The sequence below is a fragment of the Filimonas zeae genome, assembly GCF_014641615.1.
Classification (GTDB): Bacteria; Bacteroidota; Bacteroidia; order Chitinophagales; family Chitinophagaceae; genus Filimonas; species Filimonas zeae.
Genome location: NZ_BMIB01000006.1, coordinates 253,041 through 269,511 on the forward strand (window position 1 = coordinate 253,041; position 16,471 = coordinate 269,511).

Below are 16,471 nucleotides of genomic sequence, written 5' to 3' on the forward strand. Positions count from 1 at the left end.
GGATGGCCACAAATAAACGTAATTCATGTGACATAACCCAAACTCATTATATCATCTCTTCCCAAAAATAGTTATTCACGCAAGTGATCCAAAAAATTGTTGCAGTTGGCCGAACATGTTCCTGAAGAAAGGAAGCACCACGCTCAACGCATCAATGGCTTTAGGCCCCCACGGGCGTATAAATTCGTAGGAATGAGACTGCGTAAAGGTTTGGGCCTGTAGCAGATTCATTTGTTGCGCATAAAACAGACATACACTGAATACGGTTATATACAAAATCATATATAACAGCACTCCCGCTATTTTGTTAAGCCAGCCCATTAAAACAAGGTCTAACCCCACTTCAATAAGGGAAGCACACCAGCGAACCAGTAATGCCACTGCTATCATAATAACAACAAATGAAAGTAGCGGCAGCCACTGCATACCTATATTAGTATTACGCTGCAACCAGCCCGCTACCACGGTGGATAGCTTTATAGCGGCTGCCAGGCCGATAATAACAGCGAAAAAAGAAAACACTGCCAGTACCAGCCCTTTGCGTAAGCCTTTTATAATAGCATACAGCAGTAAACCTGCAAAAATGATGTCAATAATCACTTTTACTTACTTAATAATTCTTTTACTACCGCGGAAATAACTTTCCCTTCTGCCTTACCGCCCAGTTGTTTGGAAGCAGCGTTCATTACCTTGCCCATATCGGCAGCAGAGCTGGCGCCGGTTTCCGCAATAATAGCAGCAATAGCAACTTTCAGTTCCGCCTCGCTCATCTGGGCAGGCAAAAACTTTTCAATAACAGTAATTTCCTGCTGCTCTTTCTCAGCCAGGTCGGGCCTGTTTTGTTTGGTAAATATATCCAGCGAGTCTTTCCGCTGTTTTACCAGCTTCTGCAACAGCTTCACATCTTCGCCCTCTTTCAGTTCCCCGTTAGATCCGGCTTCTGTTTTAGCCAGAATAATGGCCGCTTTAATAGCGCGTAAACCGCGCAGGGTAGCTTCATCTTTCGCTTTCATGGCCTCTTTTAATTCGACCATAATCTTTTGCTCCAGGTTCATTACTATAGGTTTTAGGTAAGCTATGAATTTTGTTGCTCCTGAGATTTCCTGAACTTATGATAAAACTCTTTGGCAAAGTTTTTCAGGTCGTCTGATAATTCCTGCTGCTGTGTAGCGCGTAAATAGGTATCGGCCATAGCAGACATGGTCTGATAAAAGAAATCGGCCATTTCGTCCACCATCATTTCTTTCGTCCACAAATCCACTCTTAACGCACTTTTATCAGCGCCATCCCAGAAAGAAATCATCATGGCACGGGCTTTCTGAAACTCCGCTGCTGTACTGTCAGTAGCTTTCCATTCTATTTGATCCGGCACCTTATCCTGATCCAGGCTCACATTAACGGTGATGGTAGAAGTATGCATATTTATCTGTTAAGCTTGCAAATGTAGAAAAATACAAGTCATCTATCTTTGTTCCATGCAAATTGCCGTTCAGGGCGACTTTTTCAGAAAAGAACAGGCCCCCGTTGAAAATGAGTTTTTTACGCAGATATGGCTGCACCCGGCCAGGGGCCAGGTAGTACAGCTTGTTTTTACTGCTACAGGGCCGGAAACACAAGCACACCTGCAACAGTGGGGAACAGTTGTTCCGCTGGTTGCTCCTGCCTGGTTGCCAGTGGCCAACTGGGCGCATAAATGGAAATTCCGGCAACAAATACCGGCTATGCTGAAAAAACAGGCCGCAAAGTTGTTTATAGGCCAGGAAGTGGCAGGTACCGATATACCTCAGTTGCTGTTTATACCAACGCCCCAGGCACTGGACTTTACCGGTAAAAAAGGAAAAATAATGGTTGCCACCCAATGGGCGGCGGCGGAGTATACCAACCTGTATGGCATTGCCGCTGAAAAAATAAGTGTGCTGCCGGTGGCCCCGCCCGCCGCTTTTGTTCCGGTAGAATGGCAGTGGCGCGAGCATCTTAAAAGCCAGTATGCCGAAGCCTGCGAATATTTTGTTTTTTATGGCCCCGATGCCACCGCTGCTGATTTATTATGCCTGTTTAAAGCCTTTTCGGTATTTAAAAAATGGCAGAAAAGCAGCATGAAGCTGTTGGTGATTAACGCAGACAACGCCCTGCTGCCCGATATGGAAAGCTACCGGTACCGGAACGATGTTACTTTTTTGCATCAGCTTACGGTGGAAGAAATAGCGCCTGTTACCGCAGGCGCTTACTGCCTGGTACATCCAGTGGCGGAAGATGCAGTTGGCATGTCTGTACTCCAGGCTTTTCAGTGCGAAGTGCCGGTAATTACTGTTGCTACCCCCGCTTTGCAGGAAACGGGTGGCGAAGGCTGCCTGTATGCCGGTAAAGATGATTTTGCCGCCATGGGGCAGCAGATGATACAGATTTATAAAGATGAGGCTTTACGCAACCGTCTGGTACTGGCCGGTAAAGAAAAAGCGGCCGGAAACCACATAGAACGCTCCGCAGAAAACGCCTGGCAGCTAATACAGGAACTGACCAGTTGACAGGTTGAGAACTAAAGCCTAATTTTGCGCTCCGTTAATAAACTATATGAGTCAACAACATTTGTCTGAGCAGGAGCTTATCCGCAGGGATAAACTGGCCGAGTTAAAAGAACTGGGCATTGATCCGTACCCTGCACCGCTGTTTCCGGTAACCCATTATTCCGAAGATATTAAAGCGCAGTATACAGAAGAAACAAAGGAAAAGTTTGCCAATGTAACTGTAGCCGGTCGTATCATGACCAATAATGGTAAAGGCAAGGTGTTCTTTATTAAGATTCAGGACAGCAAAGGCATTATTCAGTTATACGTGCGCAGGGATGATATTTGCCCCGGCGAAGACAAAACATTGTTTGACACCGTAGTAAAACGCCTGATTGATCTGGGTGATATTGTGGGTGTAACCGGCCACGTATTTGTAACACATACCGGTGAAATATCTATACACGCCACCAGTTTTACACTGCTTACCAAAGCACTGAAACCACTGCCGGTTGTAAAAAGAGATACAGAAGGTAACGTATTTGATGCGGTTACCGATCCGGAATTCCGCTACCGCCAGCGTTATGCCGACCTGATTATTAACCCGGAAGTAAAAGATACGTTTGTTAAACGCAGCAGAATTATCAACACCATCCGCGACTTTCTGAACGGGCAGGGCGCGCTGGAAGTAGATACACCGGTGTTACAGGCTATTCCGGGTGGGGCTGCCGCGCGTCCGTTTACCACACACCATAATGCGCTGGATATTCCTTTTTACCTGCGTATTGCCAACGAATTATACCTGAAAAGATTAATCGTGGCAGGGTTTGACTGGGTGTATGAATTCAGCCGCAACTTCCGTAACGAAGGTATGGATCGCACCCACAACCCGGAGTTTACCGTTCTGGAGTGGTATACCGCCTATAAAGATTACTTCTGGATGATGGAAGTAACCGAAAAGCTGTTTGAAAAACTGGCTATTGCCATACACGGTACTACTGATGTACAGGTAGGTGAAAATATAGTAAGCTTTAAAGCACCTTTCAAAAGAATTTCCATTTTTGATGCCATTAAAGAGAACAGTGGTATTGACGTAAGCGAAATGGACGAAGAGCAACTGCGTGCCACCTGTGCAAAACTGAACATTTCGGTAAAACCAGGCCTGGGCAAAGGCAAGCTGATTGACGAGCTGTTTGGCGAAACCAGTGAGCATACTTACATACAACCAACTTTCATTATCGACTACCCGGTTGAAATGAGTCCGCTTACCAAAAAGCACCGCGAAAAAGCAGGGCTGGTAGAGCGCTTTGAACTGATGGTAAACGGTAAAGAAATTGCCAACGCCTACAGCGAGCTGAACGACCCGGTTGACCAGCGCGAGCGTTTTGAAGATCAGGTTAAACTGATGGAAAGAGGTGATGATGAAGCGATGTATATTGATAACGACTTCCTGCGTTCTCTGGAATACGGTATGCCTCCTACATCCGGTATCGGCATTGGTATTGACAGATTGGTGATGCTGCTGACCAACCAGCCTTCTATTCAGGATGTGCTGCTGTTTCCGCAAATGCGCCCCGAAAACAATCCATAATAACCATAAGCGAAATAATAAAAGAGCGCCTCTGTTTGGGGGCGCTCTTTTTATGTATAGTCAGTTATAAGAAAAGGTCAGGAAACAAGCCTGCGGAAGGGTCTACCGCATAGCCGGAGAAATCGGTAATGCCCTCCGCGGTAAGCACTTCTTCATCAATAAAGTTATTCCCGGTATAGTGCAGCCCTTCTTTGGTTACAATGTAATAAGCAGCATCTGCCACAATATCGGTAGTGCGGCTTTGCTGTACCATAGCATCACCACCCAGCAGGTTTTTAACCGCCGCTGTAGCAATAGTAGTACGCGGCCACAGGGTATTGCTGGCAATATTGTGTTTTTTAAACTCAGCCGCCCACGCCAGCGTCATCATACTCATATTGTATTTCGACAGCGTGTAAGCCACATGCGGAGCCAGCCATTTGGTATGCAGGTTAACCGGGGGCGACAGGGTAAGAATATGTGCATTGCTACTCTTTTTGAGATAAGGAATGCATTGCTGCGTTACCAAAAAAGTACCCCGCACATTTACATCGTGCATCAGATCAAACCTGCGGATATCTGTTTCCAGCGTACCTGACAGCTGAATGGCAGAGGCGTTGTTAATGAGAATATCAATACCCCCAAAACGCTCAGCCGCCTGCTGTACGGCAGCAGCCACCTGCTCTTCTTTACGAATGTCTACCTGTACTGCCAGGGCTTTCCCGCCTGCTTTTTCCACTTCTTCTGCCACAGAGTGTATGGTTCCACCCAGCCGCGGATCTTCCGTAACACTTTTTGCTGCAATTACAATGTTAGCGCCATCAGCAGCCAGCTTTAGCGCAATTGCCCGGCCTATGCCCCGGCTTCCGCCGGTTATAAAAACAGTTTTACCCTGCAAGCTCATCGTATATGGTATTTTACAGTAAGTTACGCTTTTAGGCCGTCTCCCAAAAACTCCAGTATAACCGCCTCTGTTTCCCGGCAGGCTTTCTCCAGCTCATCATTTAAAATCACCTGATCAAAAGAGTGTTTAAAGGAAATTTCGTACGAGGCTTTGTTAACCCGGGTTTGCAGCGACTCTTCCGTTTCAGTACCCCTGCTTTCCAAACGCTTTCTCAGTTCGTCAACGGAAGGTGGTTCAATAAACAATGACAGGGAATTGCCCGGAAACTGTTGTTGCACGTGTATGGCCCCTTTTACATCAATATCCAGCATAGGCACCTTTCCCAGCTGCCATATCCGTTCCAGTTCGCTTTTCAGTGTGCCGTAATATTTGCCCTCATACACCATTTCCCATTCAATAAAATCCTCTTCCTGTATATGCTGTTGAAACTGCTCAACACTCATAAAGTAATAGTCCACCCCGTTTTTTTCGGCACCCCTGGGCAACCGCGTAGCCGCAGAAACAGAAAAAGACAGTTTGGGATACTTCTGTAACAAATAACGGGTAATAGAGGTTTTACCGGCCCCTGAAGGAGCTGTTATAATAATGAGTTTTCCGTGTGCAATTGTTGACATACGCCGCATTTAGCGGCAAAGAAACAAAAAAGATTTTTCTGTTTACGCCGGAATCACCGCCACTGTTAAACGGCTTACGCACACCACCCTGCCCGCTTCGTTACTTATCTTAATATCCCACACATGAGTTTTGCCTCCTATATGCAGCGGTGTACATACCCCGGTTACATATCCGCTTTTTACCGAACGCAGGTGGTTGGCATTTACTTCCAGCCCCACCGCACGATGTTTTTCTGTATCTATTATCAGCAGGCTGGCCACACTACCCAGGGTTTCGGCCAGTACCACAGAAGCGCCTCCGTGTAAAATGCCAAAAGGCTGTCGGGTTCTTTCATCTACAGGCATGCGGGCCGTTAAAGAGTTCTCCGTCCACCCGGTAAATTCTATTCCCAGGAAGGTGCCTATATTAGGTGGAAAGCTGTTTAATCGCTCTGCTGTTATCTCTTCACGCCATATCATAAAATCCGGTTTTAATCCTTGTAAAATAGATATAAATTCGTTGATCGGATTATCCTATGAGCAGATTCAGCATAATCGTCCCTACCTATAACAGTGCACGCTATATCAAAGAATGTATTAACAGCATTCTGGCGCAAACCGTAACCGGGTTCACTATTCATATAGTAGACAGCGGCAGTACCGATGCATCATTTCTTGACTGGATACGCAGCCTCAACGACCCGCGTATTGTAATATACACGGCAGAACGCCGTTACTCCATAGAAGAAAACTGGAAGCGCATTGCAGACCTGCCTAAAAATGAATTCATGACCATTCTGGGGCATGATGATGTGCTGGCACCTAACTATCTGGAAGAAATGAGTGCGCTTATTGAAAGCCATCCCAATGCCAGCTTATACGTTAGCGCCTATTCCTATATAGATAAAGAAAGCCGTTTTATGCGCAACAGCCTGCCGTTGCCACCGGTAATGTCAGGAGCCTTGTTTGTGGAGTATTTTCTCGATAACAAAATTGAGATTAATGCCACCGGCTATATGATGCGTTCAAAAGACTATGAATGGGCAGGCGGCATACCTCAATACCCTAACCTGCTCAATTCAGATAGCGAACTATGGATGCGGCTGACCATAAAAAGCTACCTGGCAGTATCCACTGCCAATACCTTCAGCTTCCGCGAACACGAAAGTGTATCGGGCACCTCGGCAGATATTGTTTTTCATAATGCACTGAAACAGTTTGCCGGCTTTCTGTTAGCCATAAAAAAGCAAAGTCCTGAGCTGGACCAGGTTATTACCCAACACAGTGCCGGCTACCTGCTGGCATATTGCCTGGATTTCTCGCACCGGCTGATAAGAAAAAAGCTGAGGCACCGGCATTACCTCAGTGTAAACAGGCTTATTAAAGACTGCCGCGAACTGGCACGCCAGCTTAGCCCAGGTATTCCTTTTGAGCCGCTGAAAATAAGATCGCTGCTGATTGCCAAATGGATAGATAGTAACATTTTTACCCGCACCTACTTTCGTATGCTGCGAAAAGTATATTCAGGGCCGCTGATTAAACGGCCTAAAATTTATGGCGATCATTGATAGTAAAGTCCTCAAACTCTACGGGCTCATCAGTATGCTCTGGCAAATGTTGACTGAGCAGCAGGGAACTATCTGAGAGCTTTAGCATAGTATGCCTGAGCATATAAATATCCCCCGCAAGCCCTGGCAGCCCGCCGGGAAACCAGGGCACTTTTCCGGCGGGCTTCTCTGATTTATTCCAGAACATTTTGAACTGTCCCTAAAGCGCTGGCACCTGTTGGCCCAACTCAGGAATTTGCCGCCAGAGCTCTGGCGGCAAATTCCTGAGCTCTACAGAATGCTCATAGAACTCTATGAAATGCCCGGAGGGCTCTATGGAATGTCCAGACAGCTCTTCGGGCTGTTCCGGGAGCTCTGTGGAATGCTCAGAGAGCTCTACGGAATGTCCAGACAACTCTATGGAATGTTCATAGAGTCCTGTAGAATGCTAATAGAGCTCTATGGAATGCCCGGAGAGCTCTGGCAATTGCCGGCAGAGCTCAGGAATTTGCCGCAAGAGCTCTCGGAAGAAACGCCAGAGTGCCTTTTTACTATGCATCTGCAATAGGAATAAAGCAACCCAGCCAAAACAAATGAAGGAATATTTTTGCCGTAGCCATAGACTACAAACACCTGCTGCAAACAAAAAAGGCTTTTTCTGTTTGTAGCAGAAAAAGCCTCGTTATCCCATTAAGTAGTTGATTTTAAAACTAAGAGCCCCTTACACATTGAGAAAACCTAAGAGGCTCTAGTTGACCGCTGTAGGGGTAGGAGTCGAACCTACACGGGGAAGTTAGCTGTAGTACAAAGTCCGGTGGTCAACCCCGGTCTTCCTTGCGGAAGGCTCTATGCTACGTTTATCCTTTTATCCCCACCCCCGAGACGAGAGGGCATGTCTGCCAAAAGTTTCATCACCCCACAGTATTAAAAGATCTTAGCTTGTTTGTCGTTGTTTGACAACACAATATTAAGAAAATAGTCATTTCGTTATAAATATTTCAAACAAAATTTTGAAAGTATAGAAATTATCCAATAAATTGCCATACATATTAAATAAATTCAAAAAAGGCATTTGAAAATGGCAGGTAAATTGAATTTAGACAAACTGGATTTTCAGATAATCCAGGAAATGATGGAGGATGCGGAGATTTCCTACGCCGATTTAGGTAAAAAACTATTCGTTTCCGGCGGTACCATTCACGTGCGTATTAAAAAACTGCAGGAACTGGGTGTAGTTAAAGGTACTAAACTAAGCGTGGATTTAAAACTTTTGGGCTACGACGTAATTGCTTTTATTGGAATTTATCTTGAAAAAAGCTCGTTATACGATACAGTTGCTAAAGAATTGCGGAAAATACCGGAAATAGTAAGGGTAAACTATACCACGGGCAATTACAGCATGTTTGCGGAGGTAATTTGTAAAGACATTCAGCAACTGCGTTTTGTATTGCATGATGAGCTGCAGAAAATTAAAGGCATTGAGCGTACCGAAACCTTTATATCGCTGGAAGAAAGCTTTTCGCGCAATGTACTGGTAACCGGCTAAACCCGGCCTTTTACCTGCAGGGCATCCCGTAAACCATTACCTACCAGGTTAAAGGCCAGCACTAACAGCATAATGGCTATGCCCGGTGCCAGTGCCAGTACCGGGTTGTGGGTAATGATAAAGTTGTAGTTCTCTTTTATCATCAGTCCCCAGCTAGGCTGGGGAGGCTGTACGCCTACACCTAAAAAGCTGAGGCCCGCCTCTATTACAATAGCGGAAGCAAAATTATTGGCAGCTATTACCAGTACCGGCCCCAGAATATTGGGCAGTATGTGCCGTATAATAATACGCCGGTCAGAAAAGCCCAGCGCCCTGGCAGCTTCCACATATTCCATTTCGCGCACGGCCAGCACCTGCCCGCGCACCAGCCTGGCTACGTTTACCCACATGGTAAGCCCCACCGCTATAAATACCTGCCAGAAGCCTTTTCCCAATACCAGCGTAATGGCAAATACCAGCAGCAGGGTAGGTATACTCCATATAACGTTAATCAGCCACATAATTACATCATCCGTTGTTCCTCTGAAATAACCTGCCAGCGCCCCCAGCAATATGCCAATGGTTAACGATAGTATTACGGCTATAAAACCCACACTTAAACTTACACGGGTACCAATAATCAAACGGCTGGCAATATCTCTTCCAAACCGGTCACTACCCAGATAAAAATGAAGCCTTGTAACAGGCTCAGCCGCACATGCCTTCAGTGCATACGTCTGCTTTTCCCAAACACCATCATCAATAAACTTCTGTATTTCTATAGAGTCGCCCCTTACCGCATATTGTTCAAAAGGTATCAGTTGATACGCACCTCTTCTTCCATTCAACATCCGGTCGAAAAAAGAAGGCGCATTATACGACTGTGATTTTATCAGCTGTAAAGCTTGAATAGAAAAGCCTGGTCTGCGGTTGGCCAGCTCCGGTAACATGCGGTTTCCGTTGGGTGAACCATCGGGCGCAAGGTAGTAAGCCAGTAATGCTACTATGCAGCTGAGCAGTATAACAACTGCTCCGGCAATGGTTCCCGTGGTATAATTCTTGCGACTCTTCAAGGCAGCGCGCTATTTATTGCCAACAGGCTGTTTTAATCGGTGAGTGCAATAAACATTTCCTTATTCAATAGTATCTAAGGTAAGTGAATGCACATGTAAAGAAACAACCAGGTAAATCTACTAATCTGATGAAACAAATATTAATCCTTCCCTTTTTATTAATTGGTTTTGTTCTGGCGCTTGTTGTCTCCGGCCTGGGATTAAACAAAGACAAAGACGAATATTACAACTAACCTATTTCACTGTTCTACCCTTCCACTGATATTTACCAAACTTACCCAACCAACCCGCCACTACAATATAAAAAATATGGAAAGGCTGCATAATAGTAAAGCTGTAGAGTAACGGCCTTTGCCCAAAAAAGCGGGCTACAGGAAACAGAAACTCCAGTTCCGCAATAGTTTTAACTGCAACCATACCCAAACCCGCTAACAACAGTGGCCAATAAAATAATCCCACTATCAGCATTACCAGTAAACCTGCGTTAAAAAGATACACCAGTACCAATACCCAGAAAACGGCTTTGTCTTTATACTTATCGGCCTTACTGGCCCATCGTATGCGCTGGTTAATAAAACTTTTCCAGTCGGGCATAGGCGGCGTATTTACAATAGCTGCGTCTGAAAAAATATAGCCTGTTTTACCGGGGTATGCCAGCTTAATCTTATGCATCAGCAGCATATCATCGCCGCTCGCAATATTATCAATACCCGTAAAGCCACCCACCTTATAAAAAGCTGCTTTGCTGTAAGCCAGGTTGGCCCCATTACACATGCTATGTACACCCGCCGAAACAGCTGCGGCAGTAATACCCTGCATACTCATAAAATCCAGGCACTGAAATATGCCCACAAAATTTCCGGGATTGCTAAACATAACAGGAGCAGCCACAAACACCGGCGCATACTGCTGAATATAGGCATCGTAAGTATTCAGCCATTCTTTGCCCATAAAACAATCCGCATCGGTAGTAACAATCCAATCGCCCTGGCACCGGCCTATCGCCAGCTCAATTGCTTTCTTTTTATAGCTGTTCAGCTGCTGCCCCTTCAGTTCTTTTTCCAGCTGAAGCAGGTGCAGGTTGGTATGCTGCTGTTGTAACTGCTGTATAATAGCAGGGGTAGCATCGGTAGAATGATCGTCTATTACTATTACCTCAAACAAATGCGATGGATAATGCTGCTGCAGAATGCCTAGTACACAGGCCTCAATCTGCGTCTCCTCGTTACGGGCAGGAATAATTACCGTAAACCGGGTAGCCGGTGTTATGGCCTGTGGAATTACATAAGGCTGCAGCTTTAAAAACCACGCCCGGTAATAACTAATAAGTACCGTATACAGTAAAAGCAGTATACCGGTAACCAGCAACAATGCGTAAATACCTATCATGTGCAACAAAGAAAACAATATTATTCAACAACCAGCCTGGTTATCAAAGGCAGGTGTTTGTCTTTTAATAACTGATGCCCCGCCACGGCAACTTCCATTATGGCCTGCTCCGGTATGGGGGCAGCAAATTTATAGCCGTTGCGGCTGGGGATAACATTATCATACTTGCCAAACAACATACGCACGGCAGTACCTCTGGCTTGTATAGCAGCCTGTATAATACTAAGCCGGGGTGTAAAGCGGCGCAACACCGTCCACCTGGCATACAGGTGCTTACGCTGGTCTGCATCATCTATGTAATGGTGTGCTATTTTATACATTGCTTTATTCACCAGCCTTGTTTTATAGGCTATACCCACCAGCGCAAAAATCCAGCCCGGCTTTTCCACAGTATGTTTAAAAATGCGGTTGCCTACGCGCGTTTGTGTACTAAACCAATACCAGAAGTTTACGTGCAGCCCGTCTGGCGCTATCAGTACCAGCTTTTTATAGCTGCTGGCATACCGCTGGTACATAGACAGTGCAATACGCCCCCCAATGCTGTAGCCCAGCAAAGTAACCGGCCGCTGGTCGGGATTGCATTGCTGTAATATTTCCTGCCACATACCGGGCGTACAGGTAGGCCCCTCGTTCCATATGGTTTTACCATGCAAAGGCAGGTCAAAAGCATACACTGTATGCGTATGCTCCAGGCTGGCTGCCAATGCGTTAAAAGTATCGCAGCACTCGCCGTAACCATGAAAACAGAATACCAACTCCGGCCCCGTACCCATTTTACGGCAAAAAATACGCGACTGGCGGTATTGAATAAACAGCTCCATAAGGGCGCAATCTTACACAAAATTTTAAGGCAACAATAGTTGGAGTTTTAAATAAAACAAACCAACTTTGAATTAGTTGCATAACTAACTATTATGACCGGTAACCAATTTAAAAGAGGCGAACTGTATAGTGTAATTACCGGTATGGCATCTATTGCGGTGGCCCGCCGCCTGCAGAAAAACTTCCGGCAGGCAGGGTTGGAAATAACGATAGAGCAATGGAGCATACTGTACCATCTGTGGAAAGAAGATGGCCTTAGCCAGCAGGAGTTGTGCAACCGTACTTTCCGGGATAAACCCAGTATTACCCGTTTGCTGGACAATCTGGAAAGGCAGCATCTGGTAAAGCGGGTGGCTTCTAAAGAAGACCGCCGCATTAACAGGGTATTTCTTACCGATACTGCGCGCGATTTGCAGGACACTACTATTCAGCTGGCCAACCAAACCATGGAAGAAGCTTTGGTAGAAGTGAGTAAAGCAGATATTGAAGTGACTAAAAAGGTATTACAACAGGTTTATGATAATCTTAAATAGATAAATCCCAATAAACTATCATACTATGAGCACAGAAACATCTCAACAAAAAGCTTTGGCAGGCGGGGAATGGCTGATTAAAGAAAGCAACCCGTTTGATACGTTTACCCCGGAAGACTTTAATGAAGAGGAGCGCATGATTATGGACATGTGCCACCAGTTTCTGAAAACGGAGGTGCTGCCTGTGTCTGAAAGGATTGAAAAACAGGAAGAAGGCCTGATGTCTTCCCTGCTGGAAAAAGCCGGCGAGCAGGGGCTGCTTTCCACCGCCTTTCCGGAAGCCTATGGTGGTTTAGGTAAAGATTTTATTACCGCCACTATTGTAAACGAAGGCCTTGGTGCCGGGCATTCTTTTTCCGTAGCCATTGCTGCCCATACCGGTATTGGCTCGCTGCCCATTTTATACTTTGGAACAGAAGAACAGAAACAAAAATATATACCCAAACTGGCCAGTGGCGAGTGGAAGGGGGCTTATGGTTTAACAGAGCCTAACAGCGGCAGTGATGCCCTGGGTGCCAAAACAACCGCTACCCTGAGTGCAGATGGCAAACACTACCTGTTAAACGGCCAGAAATGCTGGATTACCAATGGTGGCTTTGCAGATGTATATACCGTGTTTGCTAAAATAGGCGATCAGTTTACCGGCTTTATTGTAGAAAGAGGATTTGAAGGGTTTACACAAGGCCCCGAAGAACATAAAATGGGTATCAAAGGCTCTTCTACCGTGCAGCTGTATTTCCAGGACTGTAAAGTGCCTGTAGAAAACGTACTGGGTGAAATTGGCCGCGGGCATATCATCGCCTTCAACATTCTCAATATTGGCCGCTTAAAGCTGGATGCTGCGGCACTGGGTGGCGCCAAAGAAGCCGCTACCACTTCTATTCAGTATGCCGTAACCCGCGAGCAGTTTAAACAGCCTATTGCCAACTTTGGTGCAATTAAACACAAACTGGCCGAAATGGCCATAAAAATATGGGTGCAGGAAAGCGGTTTGTACCGGGCAGCTAAATGGATTGACGCCAAAGAACATGAACTGATTGCCTCCGGTGCCACGTTCGACAAAGCTTTACTGGGTGCCGCCGAAGAGTTTGCTATCGAATGCGCTATCTTAAAAGTATTCGGCAGCGAAACCCTGGATTTTGTAGTAGATGAAGGCGTACAGGTACATGGCGGTAACGGATTCAGCGATGAATATACCATCAGTAAAAGCTACCGCGACAGCCGTATCAACCGTATTTACGAGGGTACCAACGAAATCAACCGCCTGTTAACGCTGGATATGACGCTGAAACGCGCCATGAAAGGCAAGCTGGACCTGATGGGCCCCGCTATGGCCGTGGCGAAAGAACTGATGAGTATTCCTGATTTTGGCAGCAGCGATGAAGAAGCCTTCAGCAAAGAGAAAAAGTATATTGCCAACTTTAAAAAATCCATCTTACTGGTAGCAGGCGCTGCTGTTCAGAAACTGATGATGAACCTTGATAAAGAGCAGGAACTGCTGATGAACATTGCGGATATGGTTATTGAAACCTACCACGCAGAAAGCGCCTTACTGCGCCTGATTAAAATAACAGACAAATCCGGTGTAGAAAGTACTGCCTTAATCAACGATATAGTACAAACCTATATTTACGATGCTGCTGACCGCATTAACAAAGCAGGTAAAGATGCACTGAACAGCTTTGCAGAAGGAGATGAGCTGCGTATGATGCATATCGGTTTGAAGCGCTTTACCAAAGTAGAATCGTTCAATACCAAAGCAGCACGCAGACGTATTGCCGATAAGCTGATAGCAGAACAGAAATACGCTTTTTAGCACATAAGAAATACATAAAACAGAAAAGAGGGTGTATCATAAGTCCGATACACCCTCTTTTCTGTTTTATACTTCCGACACATTAGAACTTCACAAGTAACCCTGCACCAATCACAGACTTCATTTGAAGGCCTGCAGAATTCTTATCAGGACCAAACAGTTTGGTATCATCATCATAAATCAAATCCAGGCTCCAGGTAGCAGATAAAACCCTTGACAGCTTTACAGCAAACAGGTTGGTCATATACAAATCCACATTCTGTGGGTTGTGCTTATAGTTAGAGAACAAATCCAGACGACCTTTGTACGTAACAATATCGTTTAGTTTGGCTGAGTAGTTTACCGTTACATAAGCACCCATTTCATTAATGCTATGCTTACCAGTATCTACACCATATATGCCTCTGGCAGATAAAGAATCATCTTTCACTATTATCCAGCGTGAAGAAACAGGAGAAACAAAAATAGACAGGTTCTTTACCGGCCTATAGTCAATACCTAAGCTGAGTGTTACATAAGCCGGAGCCAGGAAAGTGGACGCAAAGGTTTTAACATCTTTATCATAGGTATAACCACGCAGCATCTGGGTTCTGAAGTTAAACAACGTAGCCAGGCTCAGCTTTGAATTCAGCTCATATCCGTACTTGGTTAAATAGTCTACCCGGTCATCATTCTTCCTGGCACCAAGGCTGGTGGTATTTACATAACCAAAGTTTATGTCCAGCGTGTTATCCCAATAGTGCTTGCCGTGTTTGTAAAAAGCATAGCCATTCAAATAGGCAGTTAACGCCATAGAAAAATCATCACCACCCGCACTCCAGTTACTTAACGAAGCCTGGGAGGCATTGATACTGAAAAGGCCGCCTGTTTTCCAGGTTTTCTTAGCGGTATCAGCCGCATCCTTCTTAATATTTTTAGAACCTTCAGTTTGCAGGTTCTGTATAGTCTTATCCTGTGCATGTAGTCCCGCAGCAGAAGTAATGATAACGCCAATAAGCAGTAGGTGCTTCATCATATTACGGATTTTTTCAGGCGGCAATATATAGTAAAAATAACTTACGCCGAAGTGGTACGGGGGTATAACAGCAGGTTGTGTTGACTGGCCGTATGAATATCACGCCATACCTGGTTAATAACACTACGTTTATCCGCAGCCGCCAGGCCACACCAGGGGTATACCAGATCAACCGCCATACGGCTTTGCAATGCCAATGCTCTGGCCGCTTCACTTACCTGTAACAGCAGCTCATTCTGTACAGTATCTGCTTGCAGCTGTTGTTGCCAGGAGGCATCTAATACACTGTAAAACAGTTTTCTGGCTTCGTCCAGTGCAGCAGTTTCTTTGTCCAGTACCTGCAGCACCACCGCTGGTATTTCTTTTTCTTTTGGATGGGTAAGCTGTTCAGCTTCTTCCAGAAAATGCAGTGCCATTCCGCATAGGTTAGCAGCCAGTGTTACTTCTGCAAGTTGTAAAAAAGGATACTGATACAAAGCACCCGGAGTAACCGTTACATCTTTATCTATTACAAACATCCTTTCCGCTGATACTATTAAATCAGTAACCTCAAATGCATGGCTGGCAGTTGCCACCAACCCCAGCGAATGCCAGGTGGGTGTTATACAAACTTCCTGGCGTAAAAAAGCAAATGCCCGTATTACAGGCTGTCCCTCTTCATCCATAACAGCTACTCCATTTTTATGCAGCCGGCAATTGGCGGTAAACACGGTGTTATGTGGGGCACCACTGGCATGCCACCATTTACCGGAAATGCGATAACCGCCATCTGTTATTTCAGCAGTGCCAGAAGCTGCGCCACTACCAGCCAGGCAGGAATTTTTATCTTTAAATATAGCCGTAGCAAAACCTTCCTGCATAAAACCACCAAACCATCCCGCACCTGCACACAGGGTTACCACCCATCCCGTGCTACCATCTGCCCATGCAATGGCTTCTTCCAACCGAACCACATCGGGCAATGCCTTCTCTAAACCACCATATGCTTGCGGCACCAGCATGGTAAACCACTGCTGTTGTATAGCAAGTGCTATTTGTTTATTCGTAAGCGCTCCTTCCTGTTCTGCCTGCGTTGCTTCCCTTCTTATCAGTTCAGCCAACTCCGGCAACAGTATAGCGGAAGGATGTTCAGGTAATGTATCCATGCGCGCAAAGGTAAATTGTGTGGGTTTACTTAACT

18 protein-coding genes are annotated in these 16,471 nt (G+C 45.6%); 7 read left to right on the forward strand and 11 right to left on the reverse strand.

The features are described 5' to 3' along the window. Positions 1 to 75 precede the first annotated feature (75 nt). From IEY13_RS27205 to gldC, 3 genes are read right to left on the reverse strand one after another with little or no spacing between them, the layout of a single operon-like run. Complete coding sequence (locus IEY13_RS27205; protein ID WP_188958447.1) at positions 76 to 600, reverse strand: CvpA family protein; 525 nt, start codon at positions 598 to 600, stop codon at positions 76 to 78. Positions 601 to 602: 2 nt separating this feature from the next. Then, positions 603 to 1,055 (reverse strand): GatB/YqeY domain-containing protein, encoded by a 453-nt coding sequence (locus IEY13_RS27210; protein ID WP_188958449.1) that lies wholly within the window; start codon positions 1,053 to 1,055, stop codon positions 603 to 605. Positions 1,056 to 1,075: 20 nt separating this feature from the next. Next, positions 1,076 to 1,420, reverse strand: coding sequence for a gliding motility protein GldC (gene gldC / locus IEY13_RS27215; RefSeq protein WP_188958451.1), 345 nt, complete (start codon positions 1,418 to 1,420; stop codon positions 1,076 to 1,078). A 55-nt stretch (positions 1,421 to 1,475) separates the two neighbouring features. Between gldC and IEY13_RS27220 the strand changes: the two genes are divergently transcribed. Both IEY13_RS27220 and lysS read left to right on the forward strand, forming a co-directional pair. Next, complete coding sequence (locus IEY13_RS27220; RefSeq protein WP_188958453.1) at positions 1,476 to 2,525, forward strand: glycosyltransferase; 1,050 nt, start codon at positions 1,476 to 1,478, stop codon at positions 2,523 to 2,525. Between the two features lie 46 nt (positions 2,526 to 2,571). Beyond that, positions 2,572 to 4,095, forward strand: a complete 1,524-nt coding sequence (lysS, locus tag IEY13_RS27225; RefSeq protein ID WP_188958455.1) for a lysine--tRNA ligase — start codon at positions 2,572 to 2,574, stop codon at positions 4,093 to 4,095. Between the two features lie 64 nt (positions 4,096 to 4,159). Here lysS and IEY13_RS27230 read toward each other — a convergent pair whose 3' ends face one another. The 3 genes from IEY13_RS27230 to IEY13_RS27240 are packed head-to-tail and all read right to left on the reverse strand — an operon-like array spanning position 4,160 to position 6,051. Next, a complete protein-coding gene (locus tag IEY13_RS27230) occupies positions 4,160 to 4,978 on the reverse strand; it encodes an SDR family oxidoreductase (protein ID WP_188958457.1) in 819 nt (272 codons plus the stop codon). Between the two features lie 23 nt (positions 4,979 to 5,001). Further along, on the reverse strand, positions 5,002 to 5,592 hold the full coding sequence (gene gmk, locus IEY13_RS27235; protein ID WP_188958459.1) for a guanylate kinase: 591 nt from the start codon (positions 5,590 to 5,592) through the stop codon (positions 5,002 to 5,004). Between the two features lie 42 nt (positions 5,593 to 5,634). Continuing rightward, positions 5,635 to 6,051 carry a hotdog fold thioesterase gene (locus IEY13_RS27240; protein ID WP_188958461.1) on the reverse strand — a complete coding sequence of 139 codons (417 nt, stop codon included), beginning with the start codon at positions 6,049 to 6,051 and terminating at the stop codon, positions 5,635 to 5,637. A gap of 56 nt (positions 6,052 to 6,107) precedes the next feature. Between IEY13_RS27240 and IEY13_RS27245 the strand changes: the two genes are divergently transcribed. The 3 genes from IEY13_RS27245 to IEY13_RS27255 all read left to right on the forward strand — a co-directional run bounded on the left by IEY13_RS27245 (position 6,108) and on the right by IEY13_RS27255 (position 8,664). Further along, positions 6,108 to 7,139, forward strand: coding sequence for a glycosyltransferase family 2 protein (locus tag IEY13_RS27245; RefSeq protein ID WP_188958463.1), 1,032 nt, complete (start codon positions 6,108 to 6,110; stop codon positions 7,137 to 7,139). Positions 7,140 to 7,374: 235 nt separating this feature from the next. Further along, positions 7,375 to 7,686, forward strand: a complete 312-nt coding sequence (locus tag IEY13_RS27250; protein ID WP_188958464.1) for a hypothetical protein — start codon at positions 7,375 to 7,377, stop codon at positions 7,684 to 7,686. A gap of 510 nt (positions 7,687 to 8,196) precedes the next feature. Next, on the forward strand, positions 8,197 to 8,664 hold the full coding sequence (locus tag IEY13_RS27255) for an Lrp/AsnC ligand binding domain-containing protein (RefSeq protein WP_188958466.1): 468 nt from the start codon (positions 8,197 to 8,199) through the stop codon (positions 8,662 to 8,664). Here the strand turns inward: IEY13_RS27255 and IEY13_RS27260 are convergent. The 3 genes from IEY13_RS27260 to IEY13_RS27270 form a co-directional block, all read right to left on the reverse strand. Beyond that, positions 8,661 to 9,716 carry an ABC transporter permease gene (locus IEY13_RS27260; protein ID WP_229688039.1) on the reverse strand — a complete coding sequence of 352 codons (1,056 nt, stop codon included), beginning with the start codon at positions 9,714 to 9,716 and terminating at the stop codon, positions 8,661 to 8,663. The genes IEY13_RS27255 and IEY13_RS27260 overlap by 4 nt on opposite strands. Positions 9,717 to 9,950: 234 nt before the next feature. Next, entirely contained in the window at positions 9,951 to 11,105 is a 1,155-nt protein-coding gene (locus IEY13_RS27265; RefSeq protein WP_188958468.1) for a glycosyltransferase, read from the reverse strand. A 20-nt stretch (positions 11,106 to 11,125) separates the two neighbouring features. After that, positions 11,126 to 11,926 (reverse strand): alpha/beta hydrolase, encoded by an 801-nt coding sequence (locus IEY13_RS27270; protein ID WP_188958470.1) that lies wholly within the window; start codon positions 11,924 to 11,926, stop codon positions 11,126 to 11,128. Between the two features lie 93 nt (positions 11,927 to 12,019). Between IEY13_RS27270 and IEY13_RS27275 the strand changes: the two genes are divergently transcribed. Both IEY13_RS27275 and IEY13_RS27280 read left to right on the forward strand, forming a co-directional pair. Next, entirely contained in the window at positions 12,020 to 12,460 is a 441-nt protein-coding gene (locus tag IEY13_RS27275) for a MarR family winged helix-turn-helix transcriptional regulator (RefSeq protein ID WP_188958472.1), read from the forward strand. A gap of 25 nt (positions 12,461 to 12,485) precedes the next feature. Continuing rightward, on the forward strand, positions 12,486 to 14,276 hold the full coding sequence (locus tag IEY13_RS27280) for an acyl-CoA dehydrogenase FadE (RefSeq protein WP_188958474.1): 1,791 nt from the start codon (positions 12,486 to 12,488) through the stop codon (positions 14,274 to 14,276). Between the two features lie 82 nt (positions 14,277 to 14,358). Here the strand turns inward: IEY13_RS27280 and IEY13_RS27285 are convergent, their stop codons facing one another. Next, positions 14,359 to 15,291: a DUF3078 domain-containing protein gene (locus tag IEY13_RS27285; RefSeq protein ID WP_229688040.1), complete on the reverse strand. Its 933-nt coding sequence runs from the start codon at positions 15,289 to 15,291 to the stop codon at positions 14,359 to 14,361. Between the two features lie 41 nt (positions 15,292 to 15,332). Then, positions 15,333 to 16,436: an acyl-CoA dehydrogenase family protein gene (locus tag IEY13_RS27290; RefSeq protein ID WP_188958476.1), complete on the reverse strand. Its 1,104-nt coding sequence runs from the start codon at positions 16,434 to 16,436 to the stop codon at positions 15,333 to 15,335. Positions 16,437 to 16,471 lie beyond the last annotated feature (35 nt).

Excerpts from the sequence above, each read along its gene's own strand:
- IEY13_RS27210 (WP_188958449.1), bottom strand. The coding sequence starts at position 1,055 with ATGAACCTGGAGCAAAAGATTATGGTCGAATTAAAAGAGGCCATGAAA.
- gldC (WP_188958451.1), bottom strand. The coding sequence starts at position 1,420 with ATGCATACTTCTACCATCACCGTTAATGTGAGCCTGGATCAGGATAAG.
- IEY13_RS27220 (WP_188958453.1), top strand. The coding sequence starts at position 1,476 with ATGCAAATTGCCGTTCAGGGCGACTTTTTCAGAAAAGAACAGGCCCCC.
- lysS (WP_188958455.1), top strand. The coding sequence starts at position 2,572 with ATGAGTCAACAACATTTGTCTGAGCAGGAGCTTATCCGCAGGGATAAA.
- IEY13_RS27230 (WP_188958457.1), bottom strand. The coding sequence starts at position 4,978 with ATGAGCTTGCAGGGTAAAACTGTTTTTATAACCGGCGGAAGCCGGGGC.
- gmk (WP_188958459.1), bottom strand. The coding sequence starts at position 5,592 with ATGTCAACAATTGCACACGGAAAACTCATTATTATAACAGCTCCTTCA.
- IEY13_RS27240 (WP_188958461.1), bottom strand. The coding sequence starts at position 6,051 with ATGATATGGCGTGAAGAGATAACAGCAGAGCGATTAAACAGCTTTCCA.
- IEY13_RS27245 (WP_188958463.1), top strand. The coding sequence starts at position 6,108 with ATGAGCAGATTCAGCATAATCGTCCCTACCTATAACAGTGCACGCTAT.
- IEY13_RS27255 (WP_188958466.1), top strand. The coding sequence starts at position 8,197 with ATGGCAGGTAAATTGAATTTAGACAAACTGGATTTTCAGATAATCCAG.
- IEY13_RS27265 (WP_188958468.1), bottom strand. The coding sequence starts at position 11,105 with ATGATAGGTATTTACGCATTGTTGCTGGTTACCGGTATACTGCTTTTA.
- IEY13_RS27270 (WP_188958470.1), bottom strand. The coding sequence starts at position 11,926 with ATGGAGCTGTTTATTCAATACCGCCAGTCGCGTATTTTTTGCCGTAAA.
- IEY13_RS27275 (WP_188958472.1), top strand. The coding sequence starts at position 12,020 with ATGACCGGTAACCAATTTAAAAGAGGCGAACTGTATAGTGTAATTACC.
- IEY13_RS27280 (WP_188958474.1), top strand. The coding sequence starts at position 12,486 with ATGAGCACAGAAACATCTCAACAAAAAGCTTTGGCAGGCGGGGAATGG.
- IEY13_RS27285 (WP_229688040.1), bottom strand. The coding sequence starts at position 15,291 with ATGATGAAGCACCTACTGCTTATTGGCGTTATCATTACTTCTGCTGCG.
- IEY13_RS27290 (WP_188958476.1), bottom strand. The coding sequence starts at position 16,436 with ATGGATACATTACCTGAACATCCTTCCGCTATACTGTTGCCGGAGTTG.